Below are 15,292 nucleotides of genomic sequence, written 5' to 3' on the forward strand. Positions count from 1 at the left end.
TCTTCCTGCAACGAAAATACTTTTTTCACAGCCTCATTACGTATATACCAAGATCAACTTCAGGATTCACTTACCGTAGCTTTTAAAGTAGCTGCCAACACCACAAGTTCTTCTATAGATGCTAACTCCTCCTGTGAAGCCGCAGCTACTTCTTCAGCATAAGCAGCTGCTTGTTTAGCAACCTCTGAAAGGCCCATGACAGACTCCATTACCTTGAACGAATACCCATCAATCTCTCCTGTTGCCTTTGTCATTTTGTTCATTTGTTCTTGAGCAGCAAAAACATCTTCCATGATTGTGGAAAATTGTTCATTTACATCTTCGACAGTGGCAATACCAAGTGTGACTTCTTCTGTATTGACTTCCATGTTTTGATAAGCCTGCTTTGCCTGCGCTTCAATTTCTTTTAACAGATGACTGATTTGTATAGCGGACGTTTTAGATTCTTCCGCTAGCTTACGTACTTCTCCTGCTACTACAGCAAAACCTTTTCCATGTTCCCCAGCTCTTGCAGCTTCAATAGCAGCATTAAGTGCAAGAAGATTTGTTTGTTCAGCAATTCTTGTAATCGTGTCAATAATTCGTCCAATCTCTGTAGAACGATCTTCGAGTCCCTTTACTTCACTAGTGGATATCTTAACTGATTCATAGATTTTATTCATTTGGTTCGTCACCTCTTTCACCGAAACATTTCCAGTGGAAGCATGTTCAGAGGCTCTGTTCATCGATTGCTGTACCCTTGAAGAATGATCAGTCATTTTCTGAAGGAGCTTGGCCATATCCACCATAGCTTGCTCGGTTTCAACCACATTTAGCAACTGCTTATCAGAACCCGCAGCAATTTCTTGAATCGACATCGTAACTTCTGTCACAGCTGTTTTTGTTTCCTCCATGCTTGCAAACAGTTGCTCTGAGGAATGACTGACCGTGCTCTTTGTTTTACTTATTTTCTGACGCAGCATTCTCATGTGAATCATCATTTCATTAAATGAAGATATGAGTGTACTAATCTCATTTTTCCCTTTCAAAGGAGCAAGATCTACAGATAAATCACCGTTTGAAATCCCTTTCATTGTTTTTGACAAATTTTCAACCGCAATTATGTAGCGACGTATGATAAAATAGAACACGGTAGTTGTAAAAGAAACAAACAGAAATGTAATCACTAGCGTAATCGAAGCTGCTTGCTCTTGTTTCACAATAAGATAATAATTTGTTACTTCAATTACAGTAGATGTTATGGCCATCATGGCTGCAATCATACATAGCATTTTCATGCGTAAACTTTGAAAAGCTTTTTTCATTTTTTCATCCCCTATACAATCTAAAGACATAGAATGTCTAATCTATATTAGTAGTATCGGCATATTTTTATATTTTTTTGTAAAAACTAAAGAAGAATTGAAACAATTATTATTGGCGCTTTTCCACTAAATATTGGAATACATTTCATTCTGCAAGGCGCTGCAACAGCAGTTGATAACTGTCTGATTATTCTTTCATTTGACCAAACTCTACCTTTGCTTATAAAATGAAGATTTGTAGAAAGGAGTACGAAAAATTTTATGTATACGTATCAAACAGGCAATCAAACAATTGACTACAAAATTGAAGTCGTTCCAAATAGAACCGATATCACGGTGCAAATTTGTGACAAAGAAGGGGTAAAAGTTATTATCCCAAGAGGTCTTAATGAAAACAATGTGCGTTCAATCATCGCACGCAAAGCAACATGGATTTTAAAACAACTAAACGGTTCACAGCCAGCTGAGGAAAAGCCAGCTGCTCCAAAGAAAGAAGCAGTAAAAAAAGAAACAGCTAAAAAAGAGGCTCCTAAAGCAGCAGCTTCTGCAGCTAAAACTGGTTCTTTTGAAGAGGGAGACAAATTCCCTTACCTAGGACGTCAATACCGCTTAAACATCGTTCGTGGAGATGTAGCAAAGGCTGAAATGACATTCCGTGCAAAATTCATTGCTACAGTACCTGAAAGCTGGAACGAGCAGCAAACAAATGAAGGTATTGGACAACTATTAACAGAATGGTACCAAGGCCGCGCAGGTGAAAAATTCCAAGAAGCTTTGAAATCTGTTAAAAAAACTGCAGACAATGCTCCTGAATCTGTTAAGTGGGACGAGTTAGGTGAAGAATACGCTACGACTCAAGATAATACAATCGTATTAAACTGGCGTTTGCTAACAGCTCCTCTTGCAACAATTGAATATGTCATTGCTTCTCAATTTACAAATGCAGATGAGTTATTCGAAGATGCAGCTGAACGCAAACAGTGGTTAAGCGATAACACCCTAAACGCATTTTAAGTTTATACATAAAAAAAGCACGCGGCGAACGCGTGCTTTTTTTATTTGGATAGAAGTACCCGAATAATCTCACTGCTCAAAAATTAGTTAACCTGATAGGTTCATTCAAGCGCAGTTTATAAACCAATATATAATATACATATTTAAAGTTTTATTAATCTAATTTTAAAAGCAGTAAGTAAGAATAAACTGATTCTATAAAAAACTGCTTTCTATCCTTTTAATACTTTAAACGCTTCTCTTACTTTTCGTGCAAAATCTAACGGTGGTTCTACGGATTCAAAATGCACATACATTGCTCTCGGCTCTTCAAATAGCCAATGGTTGTGAACGGCCGTAACCTTAATATCTCTTTTTCTAAGCTCCGTTAATAATGGATTTACCTCTTCTTGCAAAAGCACGGTTTCACCTAGATTTAGCGCTCTTCCCTTGCTATCTAAATCTTCAAAAGTAAAAAATTGAGGAGTAACTAACGGAGAGCGTGTTGGACGCCCTAAAATTTTAAAACGAATCGTCCGAAATTTTTGTACCAAACAAACGCCATTTTCATCTAAACTGCCTTGTCCACCTAGAATTCTCGCAAACTCCTGACATAGACTCTTTTTATTTTCCCAACTCATTATGCTGACTTCCTCTCTTGTAATAACTTGTCCTACCTTAATAAATATATGTGAAAGTTATCAAGTAGAAACGGCAAACACACAGGAAAACTACCCATTTTATAAATCCTCATTATCAAAAGTCATATTTATTTTTCTTTGTTCATATCAATAGCATGTATTTTTGAATTTAACTAAACAGAGAAATTCAAATGTCCATTTAAAAAATTTACTTAAACAGTTTTTTAAAATTGAATTTATAGGGGGAAGTAAAATGAAAAAAATAGGCAAAGATGATTTTATTTCAGGGTTTGTTCCTCATCATAATCATGGCTCAGTGGACTACACTTCTGTTGCGTCAGGACATGTCCATCAGTGCCTCGATGTAACGTCTCCTCCAATTCAAAGCGAGGATGGAAGCCACATTCACTATACAGAAGGCTATGTTGTTTTTGAAGACGGACATACACATCATTACAAAGCCTACTCTGGTCCCGCTATTCCCATTGGCAACGGTATGCATGTTCACTATTATGACTTTTATACCAGTGAAGACAACCAGCATCGGCATCATGTCAAAGGTGTAGACCATCCTGCTCCGGGCGATAGATAATGAAATAGTTTAATGCAATTAAGCCAAAGTCTCAGCTTCTGGACTGATTTTCATCTTGTGTTTATACCCCTTTATTAACAGTGAGACCTTTAATAGATAAAGGTCTCTTTGTGCATATATGAGTTAAATGCCAGTCTCTCCCTCTGCTTAAGCAAAAAAGGATACGCGAGCTCTTTATTCCAAAAGTTCGACATACCAGGTCTTTGGACATGTCAAAGTTTCTACACCAATCGATATATTGTGTTTTAAAAGAAAGATATATATAATCAAGAAAATGTTTGATTTTGTTTAAATGTGGATACGTATACCTATAAGCAAGATAGCAAACACTTAAGATGAGTGGTTACGCTATAAAAGTTGTAATGACCCTGTAAAGAAAGGAAGTGCAGCTTATGAAAGGACAGAGCTTTTTTATTTTAGGACTTATATTTGCTCTTATCATTGCTGTTTTAGCTGTAATTAACAACGATCCTGTACAATTCAACTATGTATTTGGTTCACAAAAATGGCCTCTTATTTTAATTATCTTAACAACAGCCGTGTTTGGAGGAGTTGTTGCTGCTTCATTGAGCTTTGTAAAAATTGTTCAACTAAGAGGACAAGTGAAACAGAAAAACAAGCGAATTGCTGAGCTGGAAGAAGAAATCAAGCAGCATAAGCCTGTTGAGCCTGTTGTGGAAGAAGAACCAAATCAACCAGCTACTCGAACTGAGCGCGCTCAGTTATAATAAAGAAGAGCCGTTATTCCCTAGAATAACGGCTCTTTTCATTTTTTGTTCCCTCATGCATATTTTTGGCATACACGCATAAACAGATAGATATGGAAAACTTTAGTTCTGAATGGTACAATCAACACTGTTATATCTCTATGAAAAACTTAAATTGACAGTCTTACCGTTAAGAAGGTGTTCATCCATTATGGTCAATAAAAAAATAAAGCGTGAAATTCTTACATACATAAGCGTCATCCTCGGCACCGTTTTGCTTTCTGTTGTCGTTCAGCACTATTGGTTTCAGCCCTACACTGTAAAAGGCGATTCTATGAAGCCTATTTTGCACGAAGGCAATCGAATTATTATTAACAAACACAGCAAGCTGGAGCGCTTTGACATTGTCGTTTTGCAAGCTCCCTATAGCAGTGATTTTCTAGTAAAGCGCATCGTCGGCTTACCAGGAGAAACGGTCGAATACAAAGATGATGTTCTGTATATAAATAACAAAGTCAAAAAAGAACCGCATCTTCATAAATATTTATCCAAAGTGCCCGCTTACGAGCGATTTACTGAAAATTTTTCCACGTACGAACTGTCTCAAGACGGCACGATACCCGATGGATACGTATTAGTTCTTGGTGACAACAGACGCATTAGCCGAGATGGCAGACATTTTGGCCTCACTCCGATTTCTTCGATCATGGGAGAAGTCAATATGAAATACTGGCCTTTAAAGGAAATAACTTTTATGCATTAACACATAAAGAAGAAAGCTCAAAAGTGAGCTTTCTTTTTATTTTGGATTTTCCTTGTTTTCTACATGCTGTTCTTCTGCAAATTCTGTGTCATACGCTAGTTTTCGCTTAAAAGCGGGACGCGTTCTCGCTGTATGTTTCGTTTCAATATGGTTGAATAAGTAGCGGTGAACAAAAACCTCGGCAAATGTAATAATAGCTGCAGAAATAATACTTCCCCAAGCAATTTGAACGTAGCTGTCTAATAACAATGTTCCAAAAATCCATACGCTCATATAGGTTAGAACAAATTCAACAATAATGGCATCACGGTTGCCCACTCGAGGCAGTACAATTCGATCCACTACTAAATATGTCACAACTGTCGTTAGCAAGCTAAAGGAAATAATGTCTCCGATGGTTGCATCAAAAAACAAATCAAGGCCTATACCAAACGCAATAAGTGCCGCTGCAAATTTAATGAGCAATAATGTTGCATGATTCATATTTGAACCCTCCTTTTTCTATATTAATTTGAACAAAAATAGGGAAATTAATACCTTTTTTGCCAAGAAGGGTATAATATAGGCAAAGCCAGTACGTTTGAGGCTGCTCGAGCGTACAAGAATGATTTGGGAGATGTTGTAATGATTGTACTAGAAAATAGCAAAATGAAAGTAAGTATTCAAGAAAAAGGAGCGGAAGTTGTAGAAGTATTTCATAAAGAAAAAGACCTGCAGTTCATGTGGAGCGGAGACCCCGCTTATTGGGGACGAGTATCCCCCGTATTGTTTCCAATCGTAGGCCGATTAAAAAATGATCAGTATACCGTTGATCAGCGCGAATACTCTTTGCCACAGCACGGTTTTTTACGTGATTCTGCTTTCAGCGTGATCGAACAAACAAACGAAACGGCACGGCTGCAATTTGCTACAAACGGCCGCTTTAAAGACGTATATCCGTTTGAATGTTCAGTTGAAATCAGCTACCGTCTGGAAAATAACCGATTAACTTTTCAGTGGAAAGTAGTGAACGAAGATAAAGACGATATGTATTTTTCAATTGGAGCCCACCCTGCTTTTCGTATTCCGTTACGTGAAAACGAGCAGATTTCTGATTACTTTTTAGAAATAGAGCCTTCTGAAACTACGCCGAAGGAATTTATATTAAAAGACGCTCTTATTCATGAAAAAGGAGCTGCAGAAAATTTGCATCAGCTGCCGCTAAGCGCAGATTTATTTGCAAATGATGCGTTAATTTTTAGTCATATTGACGGAATTACGATTAAATCGCCGGTTAATGAAAATCAAATTAACGTTCAGTTTAATGATTTCCCGTATGTCGGTATTTGGTCAAAGTATGATGCAGAAAATCATACAATCGCTCCTTTTCTCTGTATCGAACCTTGGTTTGGAATTGCAGATACGCATGATCACAACGGAAATTTCAAAGAAAAATTAGGCATCAACCGTTTATCAAAAGACGGTGTATTTCAAACAGAATTCTCCGTTTCATTTAGCTGATGCAACATATAACATAACAAAATCCATCCAATCTTAAGACGAACAAATGGGATACATGAGCTGGACTGCTTGTTACACCGCTGTGGATTTCCGTGCAAGACTTCGCTTTCCGCGGGCGGCTGTTGAGCCTCTTCGTCGCTTACGCTCCTGCGGGGTCTCACCTATTCCGCTTTTCCCGCAGGAGTCTTCGCCTTGCCCTCCAATCAACAGCTAGAAGCAGTTAAATAGATTAAGCCTGCGTTCACCATAACAATAAAAAGCTCCGAACGATTACTCGTTCGGAGCTTTCTTCAACTAAACTATTTTTGTTCCTGCTTCTTTTTACATTAGTTATTTACAACATCGCTATTTTTTAGCGCATGGACTTGTTCTATTAGCTTCTGAACATATTCTTCGCTGAGTACACCTGTTGCCCCTCGAATAATTTCAGTCGAATAATGATCCGGAGGTGCGACTTCTTTTTCTTTATTTAACACAAAAAAAGTAAGAACATGATCCACCATCTTACCTTCATGCTCGACAGAAATAATAGCAGGACGATAGCCATTATTATCTACGCCTTCTCTGCCATACAGGTACGTAATTGCTTCAGGCGGCACGCGGTACAGTTTGCCTTCAACGACTCCGCCTTCTTCCACCATATCTGCACGTCCTCCGTCATGAATAACGTGGTTATATCGAAGCGTATAGCCTTTAAAAACCGCTCTGCCGAGACAGTCCTGGAAATGCTGATCCACCCCGTGCTTAATAAAACGATCGTTATCCATACATGAACCGTAAGCAAAATACAGCATACCTTCTAATAAATCTTCTTTCCACACGCGCCAGTTTCCGCTCGGGATAAATTCGTGCAGCAGCGAACGATCGCTTGCCACATACACAACGGCTTCAAATTCACCTTGGTCCGTTTCAACCGTTTGCACAACTTTATCATATTCATTATCTTTATGACCTTCATGAATATACCCTTCTAATTCATCAAGAGCCTTCCACATAAGCTGATCGGTCACTTCATATACTTCTCCGTATACACTATGTTCACTGTCAATATCAAGCATAGGATAGCCTTGCTTTGTGTCATATAATTTCCCTTTCGTTTTTGCCTGCTTGGCAATAGGGCGCGCATGATGCAGCAATCCGTGATTACCTTCTCCTTCAAGAAGCGTTCCGTATACAAATAAATAATTGCACATACTCCTTATTCCCCCTCTTTCTCTTCATAAAGCTCTAGCGGTAACCCGTCCGGATCAGCAAAAAAAGTGAATTTTTTTCCCGTTAGTTCATCTACCCTAATAGGTTCCACATCAATCCCTTGCTGCTCTAGTTCACGCTTGGAATCCTCTACGCTTTCAACGGCAAAAGCTAAATGGCGTAAACCGCACGCTTCAGGTCTTGAAGGACGCTGTGACGGATTTGGAAACGAGAACAACTCAATTTGATAGCCAGGAGCTACTTCTAAATCTAGTTTATATGAATCTCTTTCTTTTCTATATGTTTCTTCTATAATCTTGCATCCTAACACATTTACATAAAAAGCTTTTGAACGTTCATAATTACTTCCTATAATGGCTACGTGGTGCATTCGTTTTAAATTCATTTCATTCTCCCATAAAAACCCTTTTCTAATCATCCTACACAAAACGCCGGCAAACATCAAATAATTACGTTATCACCTTTGACTAGAGTGATAAAAGTCACGGACATAGCGCCTTATAACGAGTAACATAACAACGAGGTGAATAACATGATTTCGTTAACATTTAAAGCAAGAATTGACCGAACTCAAAATTTAGATTCGTTAAAAGAAGAAGCTGCTATTATGCACCGTATTGCTGATCAGCTATCTCCAATGAGCCCTGAGTTCATAGATTATACTGAACGTATTCAATATGTGTATGAACGCATGCACATTATCGTACGTCATCCTACTAAAAAACTCGCTTAATATAAGCGAGTTTTTTTATAAAATCTTTGTCAAACTACCTTATTTTGAGATATACTGAATGCTAATAAAAAAATGAAACTTTTTGATCTTACGCGCGTATACTTAATTACGATAGGATAAAAGATAAATAGTTACGCAGATAAAAACCATCACGTGATGGTTGACATAGTTAAAGGAGGTGGTATTCTGATGGGGTTGCGACATACAAAATTGGCGAACTTGCAGAGATGGCACATGTAACGAAACGCACGGTTGACTATTATACCAACATTGGTTTGTTAAAAGCAGAACGCTCTGCTTCTAACTATCGCTTTTATAACGAAGAAGCGCTGAAACGTCTTTACTTAATTGAAAAATTAAAAAGCGAAGGCCGTTCTCTTGAAGAGATCTCTTCTCTATTTTCTATAGAGCAATCCGAGAATAGCCACTCTAAAGACGAATTGGCATCCAAATTTTACGTACTAAACGACAGTTTAAAAGAAGTTGCACCGCTTATGGAAAAGCTGAATGAAGAAGATCGAAAAGTAATGATGAATCGGCTCTCACCAGAAAGCGTCACTCTTTTGCACTCTTTACTGCTGCTGCTGTCGTAAATTTATTATTTACAGGAGGTGTTTACTTACTTTATAGCATTATAAAGTAAGTATATTCATTGATAACCATTAACTTAATTATTTTTGCGATTTTAATTGTACTCACTGCTTTTTTCGTTGCTTCAGAGTTTGCAATTGTGAAGCTTCGTAGTTCACGGGTAGATCAACTTGTTGCTGAAGGAAAAAAAGGAGCGAATGCGGTTAAAACCGTGACGACACACTTAGATGAGTATTTATCTGCGTGTCAGCTTGGTATTACGATTACTGCTTTAGGACTCGGTTGGTTGGGAGAACCGACTGTTGCGAAGATTGTAGAACCCCTGTTTGAAAAAATGGGTGTTGCTGCATCTTTAACACATATTCTTTCATTCATTATCGCATTTGCGCTTGTAACGTTTGTTCACGTAGTCGTTGGTGAATTAGCGCCAAAAACATTTGCGATTCAAAAAGCTGAAACAGTTACGTTATTGTTTGCTCGTCCGTTAATTTTATTCTATAAAATTATGTTCCCCTTCATTTGGTTACTAAATGGTTCTGCCCGTTTATTAACTGGAATGTTTGGATTAAAGCCAGCTTCAGAGCATGAGCTTGCGCACAGTGAAGAAGAGCTGCGCATTATTTTATCAGAAAGTTTTAAAGGCGGGGAAATTAACCAGTCTGAATATAAGTACGTGAACAACATTTTCGAATTCGATAACCGTGTTGCTCGCGAAATCATGGTACCAAGAACAGAAATTTCAGCTGTTTCTGAAGACGACAGCATTGAAGATTTCTTAAAGCTTGCTGTAGAAGATCGCTACACTCGCTACCCTGTTACCGTTGACGGAGACAAAGATAACATTATCGGCTTAGTCAACGTCAAAGAGATTCTAAACGATGTCGTAATTAACGATGCGTTAAAAAAGCAAAGCGTGAAGCTTTATATGAATCCTATTATTCAAGTAATTGAAACCGTAGCGATTCAAGATCTATTGCGCTCGATGCAAAAGAAACGTACGCATATGGCTGTGTTGATTGACGAGTACGGCGGTACGGCTGGTATCGTTACCGTTGAAGATATTTTAGAAGAAATCGTTGGAGAAATTCGAGATGAGTTTGATACAGATGAAAAGCCGCTTGTTCAAAAAATCAGCGATCAGCACTTTGTCTTTAACTCAAAAGTACTGCTTGAAGAAGTTAACGAAGTCCTTCATATCGAAATTGAAAACGACGATATCGATACAATTGGCGGCTGGATGCTAATGCAAAATATCGATATCCAGGAAAGCGAATCGTTCAAACTTTTCGGATACGAGTTTATTGCAAAAGAAATGGACGGTCACCAAATGAAAGAAGTAGAAGTACGTGCCCTTCCTGAAGAAGAACGCGTGCAGCCTGAAAGTCATTCACCAGAACAAGAAGTTACACAAGCATAATAGAAAGAGCCGCTTCTTCAGGAAGCGGCTCTTTTTTTTATTATTACTTTAATCATGCAGCAGCTTATACACAACGTTCTCTTCTGCCTCTTTCCCAGTCTTTTCCTTCGCTTGGTCCATCGTGCCGACAAATTCCAGCTTTCCTTCCTTTAAGACAGCAAACCGATGACACACGTCTAAGATTTCATTCAAATCATGGGTGATATAGATAATCGTCTTTCCTTTTGCCGCCAGCTGTTTAATATAACGAATGATCTCGAGCTTGGACTGCAAATCAATTCCGACTGTCGGCTCGTCCATTAACAATACGGACGGTTCATGAATAAGTGAAACGGCTATATTTAGTTTTCGCTTCATGCCTCCTGATAAATTTTTCACTTTTTCCTTCCATCTTCCTTCGAGCTGTACAGCTGAGCAAAGAGACTGAAGCTGTTCATTGGAAACAGAGCGTGAAGTCATTTTGCTCCACATCTTCATGTTTTCTTTTACGCTAAGGTCTTCCCACAGCGCTATGTCTTGTGGAACGTAGCCAATGACTTCTCGAATTGCTTTTTGATTTTTCTTAAGCGATAAGCCTCCAATCGTGACATTCCCGCTTGAAGGAGCCGTAATGGTAGATAAAATAGACAGAAGCGTCGACTTACCAGCGCCGTTTGGTCCTAAAAGACCAATGACTTCTCCACTTTCTACGTTCAGGGTAACATTTGCTAACGACCGTTTTTTTCCGTATGTTTTGCTAACATTGTTAATTTCAATCATTTCATGCTCCTCACATTCCACACTATTTTAAACGCGCACAAACATATACATGCAATGGAAACAGCTAGCTCTTTCCAAATGAACGTAAGCGGCAGTGCATGCTGATACAGAAGCAGATGCTGCGGAAGCCACTGACTTATTCTTTCAATCGTTGCAGAAAGCTCTCCTACCGGGAAAAAGCTCCCTCCTATTATACTGAGTCCTGTGACCATGACAACGCTGATCATATAATAAGATCCAACTCGCTGGCTTTCACTTGCAAGCCACGTGCTAAAAGCAACGCACACAATCACATAGATACACATATACAGCAGCACACCGTAAGACTCTACTCCATAAAGCCATTTAAATAGAGCAAAGCTTATGAGAGCTTGAAGCACGTATAGCACAGCATAAGCAGTGCTGACGCTTCGAATATAACCGTAAAGTCCTTTTTGCATCGTTTTCATTCGTTTGAAAAGGTGCCTCCGCTCTTTAATCATCCAATCTGATGTGAGGCAGCAAAGTAAAAGCGTAAAGAATCCCCATAGCGGCACGTATCCGGTCACTTGAGCGCTCCCTTGCTTCGTATGCTTCGTTCCTTGCGCCTCGTAATCAATTGTCATCAGCGGCTTTGGCTTCCACTGGTTATCGGTATAACGATACGCTTCTTTCCATAAATCCGGTCCTGCATGAATGTTATAAACTTTATATAAAAAACGCACTTCATTTGCCGCTTTAATATTTGTCGTTAACCTTGTCACTTCACTCGCCACGACTTCTCGAACCGCTTCTGTGGCAACGGAAGAAGGCAGCGTGAGCAAATCAATGACTCCTTGATAATTCCCCGCTTCTACTTCTTGTTGAAATCCGTTAGGAAACATAAAAATGCTGTCAATTTTATTTTTGGCCAGCTGCTTTCTCGCTTGTTCTTCGTTCAGAGAAAGAAACTGAATTTCTGTTGTTTTCTGTAGTCGATTGATCACTTGTTTAGACATTTGGCTGTGATCTTGATCGACAAGAGCAACAGGTATTTTTGAATCACTTTGTACTTTTGCTAAAAACGAGCTGCTAATAATCGTTCCTATTAAAGGTAAAAAGAAAATCATGATAACAAGCATAGGGCGCTTCAGCAGCTGCTTTATTTTTTCACTGATCATTTTCTCCACCGCCTTTGCAGCGTCATCACGTAGAAAACAGCAATAACAAAACTTCCCGCTGCCGTAATGAGAATAGGCTTAAGGTAAAGAAAAGCTTCGTTTGTGTTATATCCATCAAATTCATAAAATAACAGCTCCAAGACTCTGGTGTTGAGTGACCATTTTTGAAAACCACTCGCCCAGTCCGGTAAATAGACGACCGGCACAACATGTCCACTTAAAATCGCACTCAGCAAAATAAACAGCAAACCAGCTATTTGATAAGCTTTTTGTGATAAAAAAAGAACCCGAAGCAGTAAAAACAAACATAAAAAAGCAAACAAGCTTCCGCTTACCCCTAAAAAAAGCTCTCCGTACGTACCGGTTACAGGCAGTTTGAGTCCTTTAAGGAGACTTCCTAACAAAACGACAGAGGCCGGTAGCAAAAGAACATACAGAGCCGTCAGCTGTGCTAAATAAATGTGGACAAACGATACACCTCTTGTTTTCATTCGAGCCAGCACGGGAGAAGTCTGCGTTTCACTAGCAAGCAGCCATCCGCCGTAGCTCCAAATCATAAGCAGCAAAGCAGCAAAAGACAGGACATAATATTGCTTCATATCCTGCTGAAAGAAACTCGTTTCTATTTGTTCATCAAATAAACTTCCTCGATCTAACACATGAAGCCCAAACGTCACCAAGCTCTTCTTAAACTCTGCGCGTCTATTTTCATCGGAAACATTTTCTTTTTCTAAAAAGGCTTCAACCGTATTAATACCGCTTTGAGCAGCTGATGTGTAGTCGGCTGCACTTTCCATCACATAGCGAAACAGCTGTGACTGAAGCGGCTTATTGCTATTCCCAATGACGTGTAAAGGCTGATTTTTCCCATGAGCAATATCGTGACTAAAACCTTTTGGCAGCGTCACAATGGCTGCCACTTTATTTTGCTGCAGCAGCTGTTTAGCTTTCTGTTCATTCGTGTAAAGAGGCTTCATGATCTTGCGAAGCTTACCTTCAGTCAGCTGTTCGATGACGTACTTCGTTTGTGCAGTGTCATCTTTATCCACAATTGCCACGGGGAACCGATTTACTCTCTCCTCACCTTGCATGGTCTGACTAATAATGATCCCTGCTCCAAGTAAAAACAGAGCAGGGATCATTATTAGCAGTATGAGAGATTTTATATTTTTCAATAGAACTTTACATGTAAAAAGAGTCAAAGAGAAATATATCTTCATCTGCTTTGCACCTTTTAGTAACCAGCGGTTCCCATATTCATCATGAGACCTTGAACATTTTTAGCGAAATTTTCTTGAATCGACAGCATATCTTCAGGCGTTACATCTTTTACATTTGTTGCATTAGACGCATCAAGCTCTGGAATAGCTGCTGATTTTTTTAATTGAGAAGCAGAGTCAATTTTTAACGTAACGTTTGCCGGATCTGCTTTTGGTCCTATTTTTGTACGAATATCAAACGAATAATCTGCTTTTCCTTTTGAAGCACTTATTGCTTGATTCTGCTTTACTTCCCCGTTTACTACTAGATCTTCTTGATCACCTAAGTCTAAAGAGAAAGTACGGTCAGCCGTTTGTTTCGCATCGGTTTTACCATTGATTACCGAATCCATTTTAAACGTCATATTCGTGTCTTCATCTTTTGAATCTTTTGTTAACAAATGAATAGACATGTTTTCTTTTCGTTTTTCACTTTCCGTTGTTACGTTATTTTTCATATCAAACGTAAACGCATCATCGGTAGTGCTATCCGCTAAAACTGCTTTAAACTGCTTAGCCGTTTTGTTATCTTCATACGGAATATTTTTAGTTACTACGTTAAGTTTGCCTTTATCGTTAGAAGCATTTTTTACGCCCATGTTCATATCTCGAGCTACCACAACATCATCTTGAACGTACACAGTTGATTTAACACCGCCAGGGTAAGTCGTATCTTTTGCTTCTTTTTGGAAGTCTTGAAGACTTTCTTTTACTGATTTTTTCAATTCTTTTGGATCTGCCATATCTTTTAATTCTGGATTCGTTGCTGCCGAAGATTTAAACAGCTTAGATACGTGATTTGCATAGATGGTATGAAGCTTGTCATCTTTTGCTACTTTCGCAATAAGCTTATCCATAAATTGTTTTGTTTCTTTATCAGACATGTTAAGCGTCACGCTTGTTAACTGAAGCGTTTTGCCATTTGTTTTATAATCCACATTTTTTTCTTTTGTAAAATAATCGCTGTCTAACTCATCATAAATGAACGTTCCGTACTCTTTTGCAATGTAGGTCTTTTCTTTTTCCGTTAACTTTAAGTCTTCTAAACTCACGTTGCTTGTGTTAATATCAAGCGTTTCAGGACCAGAATAAGAAGGATCGAACGTACGCGCTACCTGTCCATATTCGTCTAAGTTTAAATAGAAATATTCATTTGCTAGAATCGGGGCTTTAAAGCCTATTCTTTCTTTCGTTTGAAAGCCTTCTAGGTCAAGCGCTTTTGAACCGCCGATATTAAGAGCCAGTGAACCGTATCCTTCACTTTTTTTCGGATCTTGTTCCACTTTAATTTTAATTTCAGCTTTACTGATAAGATCTTGAATCATTTTAAAGCTTGGATCATACGAAAGTGAATCCATGTTAAAGCCGCCTTTGATAGTAGCATTTGTAGCAGAAGGCTGCTTCATCGCTTTTTCCTGATAAGCCATCGTTTCACTGTACTTTGTTTCTAATTCATCAGCTGCTTTTTGATACGTATTTACTTCAGAAATTAAGTATAATTGCTTAGGAGATTTTTTAAATACCGTAGCAAATGTAATTGCTCCTCCAATAATCACAATTAAAGCTGCTAAAATGATAATCCATTTAGCCGGTGCTTTTTTGGGAGCGGGCGCTGTTTCTAGCGAAGCCGCTGTTTCGTCTGTTGTTCTGTTTTGATCTTTCTCACTCATCTACACCAGAAC

General features: G+C 38.7%; 18 protein-coding genes. 8 read left to right on the top strand and 10 right to left on the bottom strand.

Annotated features, from left to right (window positions below; genetic code table 11):
- Window positions 1-59: 59 nt before the first annotated feature.
- Window positions 60-1,304 (bottom strand): methyl-accepting chemotaxis protein, encoded by a 1,245-nt coding sequence (locus ACFX4G_RS25985; protein ID WP_176521254.1) that lies wholly within the window; start codon window positions 1,302-1,304, stop codon window positions 60-62.
- A gap of 261 nt (window positions 1,305-1,565) precedes the next feature.
- On the opposite strand from ACFX4G_RS25985, the gene ACFX4G_RS25990 reads away from it, so the two are divergent.
- Complete coding sequence (locus tag ACFX4G_RS25990; RefSeq protein WP_043979736.1) at window positions 1,566-2,318, top strand: M48 family metallopeptidase; 753 nt, start codon at window positions 1,566-1,568, stop codon at window positions 2,316-2,318.
- 212 nt (window positions 2,319-2,530) lie between these two features.
- Here the strand turns inward: ACFX4G_RS25990 and ACFX4G_RS25995 are convergent, their stop codons facing one another.
- Window positions 2,531-2,938 carry a DUF1259 domain-containing protein gene (locus tag ACFX4G_RS25995; RefSeq protein ID WP_377577915.1) on the bottom strand — a complete coding sequence of 136 codons (408 nt, stop codon included), beginning with the start codon at window positions 2,936-2,938 and terminating at the stop codon, window positions 2,531-2,533.
- A gap of 253 nt (window positions 2,939-3,191) precedes the next feature.
- Between ACFX4G_RS25995 and ACFX4G_RS26000 the strand changes: the two genes are divergently transcribed.
- The 3 genes from ACFX4G_RS26000 to lepB all read left to right on the top strand — a co-directional run bounded on the left by ACFX4G_RS26000 (window position 3,192) and on the right by lepB (window position 5,000).
- On the top strand, window positions 3,192-3,530 hold the full coding sequence (locus ACFX4G_RS26000) for a YmaF family protein (protein WP_013055902.1): 339 nt from the start codon (window positions 3,192-3,194) through the stop codon (window positions 3,528-3,530).
- 392 nt (window positions 3,531-3,922) lie between these two features.
- A complete protein-coding gene (locus ACFX4G_RS26005) occupies window positions 3,923-4,258 on the top strand; it encodes a LapA family protein (protein ID WP_014461129.1) in 336 nt (111 codons plus the stop codon).
- A 190-nt stretch (window positions 4,259-4,448) separates the two neighbouring features.
- On the top strand, window positions 4,449-5,000 hold the full coding sequence (gene lepB / locus ACFX4G_RS26010; RefSeq protein WP_097824054.1) for a signal peptidase I: 552 nt from the start codon (window positions 4,449-4,451) through the stop codon (window positions 4,998-5,000).
- Window positions 5,001-5,036: 36 nt separating this feature from the next.
- Here the strand turns inward: lepB and ACFX4G_RS26015 are convergent, their stop codons facing one another.
- Window positions 5,037-5,483 carry a YndM family protein gene (locus tag ACFX4G_RS26015; RefSeq protein ID WP_016763336.1) on the bottom strand — a complete coding sequence of 149 codons (447 nt, stop codon included), beginning with the start codon at window positions 5,481-5,483 and terminating at the stop codon, window positions 5,037-5,039.
- A gap of 141 nt (window positions 5,484-5,624) precedes the next feature.
- Between ACFX4G_RS26015 and ACFX4G_RS26020 the strand changes: the two genes are divergently transcribed.
- On the top strand, window positions 5,625-6,500 hold the full coding sequence (locus ACFX4G_RS26020) for an aldose 1-epimerase family protein (protein ID WP_013082167.1): 876 nt from the start codon (window positions 5,625-5,627) through the stop codon (window positions 6,498-6,500).
- Between the two features lie 72 nt (window positions 6,501-6,572).
- Here the strand turns inward: ACFX4G_RS26020 and ACFX4G_RS26025 are convergent, their stop codons facing one another.
- From ACFX4G_RS26025 to gloA2, 3 genes are all read right to left on the bottom strand, one after another.
- Window positions 6,573-6,707, bottom strand: a complete 135-nt coding sequence (locus tag ACFX4G_RS26025) for a hypothetical protein (protein ID WP_255255733.1) — start codon at window positions 6,705-6,707, stop codon at window positions 6,573-6,575.
- Window positions 6,708-6,826: 119 nt separating this feature from the next.
- Window positions 6,827-7,693, bottom strand: coding sequence for a gamma-glutamylcyclotransferase family protein (locus ACFX4G_RS26030; protein WP_043979742.1), 867 nt, complete (start codon window positions 7,691-7,693; stop codon window positions 6,827-6,829).
- A gap of 5 nt (window positions 7,694-7,698) precedes the next feature.
- The gene (gloA2, locus tag ACFX4G_RS26035) at window positions 7,699-8,097 is read right to left on the bottom strand and encodes an SMU1112c/YaeR family gloxylase I-like metalloprotein (protein ID WP_097824056.1); all 399 of its coding nucleotides are present in this window, start codon (window positions 8,095-8,097) and stop codon (window positions 7,699-7,701) included.
- 147 nt (window positions 8,098-8,244) lie between these two features.
- Here gloA2 and ACFX4G_RS26040 point away from each other — a divergent pair, with 147 nt between their 5' ends.
- The 3 genes from ACFX4G_RS26040 (at window position 8,245) to ACFX4G_RS26050 (ending at window position 10,453) form a co-directional block, all read left to right on the top strand.
- Window positions 8,245-8,445: a hypothetical protein gene (locus ACFX4G_RS26040; protein ID WP_013082164.1), complete on the top strand. Its 201-nt coding sequence runs from the start codon at window positions 8,245-8,247 to the stop codon at window positions 8,443-8,445.
- 227 nt (window positions 8,446-8,672) lie between these two features.
- Complete coding sequence (locus ACFX4G_RS26045; protein ID WP_013055894.1) at window positions 8,673-9,038, top strand: MerR family transcriptional regulator; 366 nt, start codon at window positions 8,673-8,675, stop codon at window positions 9,036-9,038.
- A 59-nt stretch (window positions 9,039-9,097) separates the two neighbouring features.
- Window positions 9,098-10,453, top strand: coding sequence for a hemolysin family protein (locus ACFX4G_RS26050; protein WP_013082163.1), 1,356 nt, complete (start codon window positions 9,098-9,100; stop codon window positions 10,451-10,453).
- 48 nt (window positions 10,454-10,501) lie between these two features.
- Here ACFX4G_RS26050 and ACFX4G_RS26055 read toward each other — a convergent pair whose 3' ends face one another.
- The 4 genes from ACFX4G_RS26055 to ACFX4G_RS26070 are packed head-to-tail and all read right to left on the bottom strand — an operon-like array spanning window position 10,502 to window position 15,280.
- A complete protein-coding gene (locus tag ACFX4G_RS26055; protein WP_097824057.1) occupies window positions 10,502-11,212 on the bottom strand; it encodes an ABC transporter ATP-binding protein in 711 nt (236 codons plus the stop codon).
- Entirely contained in the window at window positions 11,209-12,351 is a 1,143-nt protein-coding gene (locus ACFX4G_RS26060; protein ID WP_097824058.1) for an ABC transporter permease, read from the bottom strand. Before ACFX4G_RS26060 ends, ACFX4G_RS26055 begins: the two co-directional genes overlap by 4 nt.
- Entirely contained in the window at window positions 12,348-13,571 is a 1,224-nt protein-coding gene (locus tag ACFX4G_RS26065; protein ID WP_318331084.1) for an ABC transporter permease, read from the bottom strand. The genes ACFX4G_RS26060 and ACFX4G_RS26065 overlap by 4 nt, the downstream gene beginning before the upstream one ends.
- 14 nt (window positions 13,572-13,585) lie before the next feature.
- Window positions 13,586-15,280 (bottom strand): hypothetical protein, encoded by a 1,695-nt coding sequence (locus ACFX4G_RS26070; protein WP_377577921.1) that lies wholly within the window; start codon window positions 15,278-15,280, stop codon window positions 13,586-13,588.
- Window positions 15,281-15,292 lie beyond the last annotated feature (12 nt).

Origin of the sequence: Priestia sp. YIM B13486, from assembly GCF_042787865.1 — a bacterium.
In the GTDB taxonomy this organism is placed as follows: domain Bacteria; phylum Bacillota; class Bacilli; order Bacillales; family Bacillaceae_H; genus Priestia; species Priestia megaterium.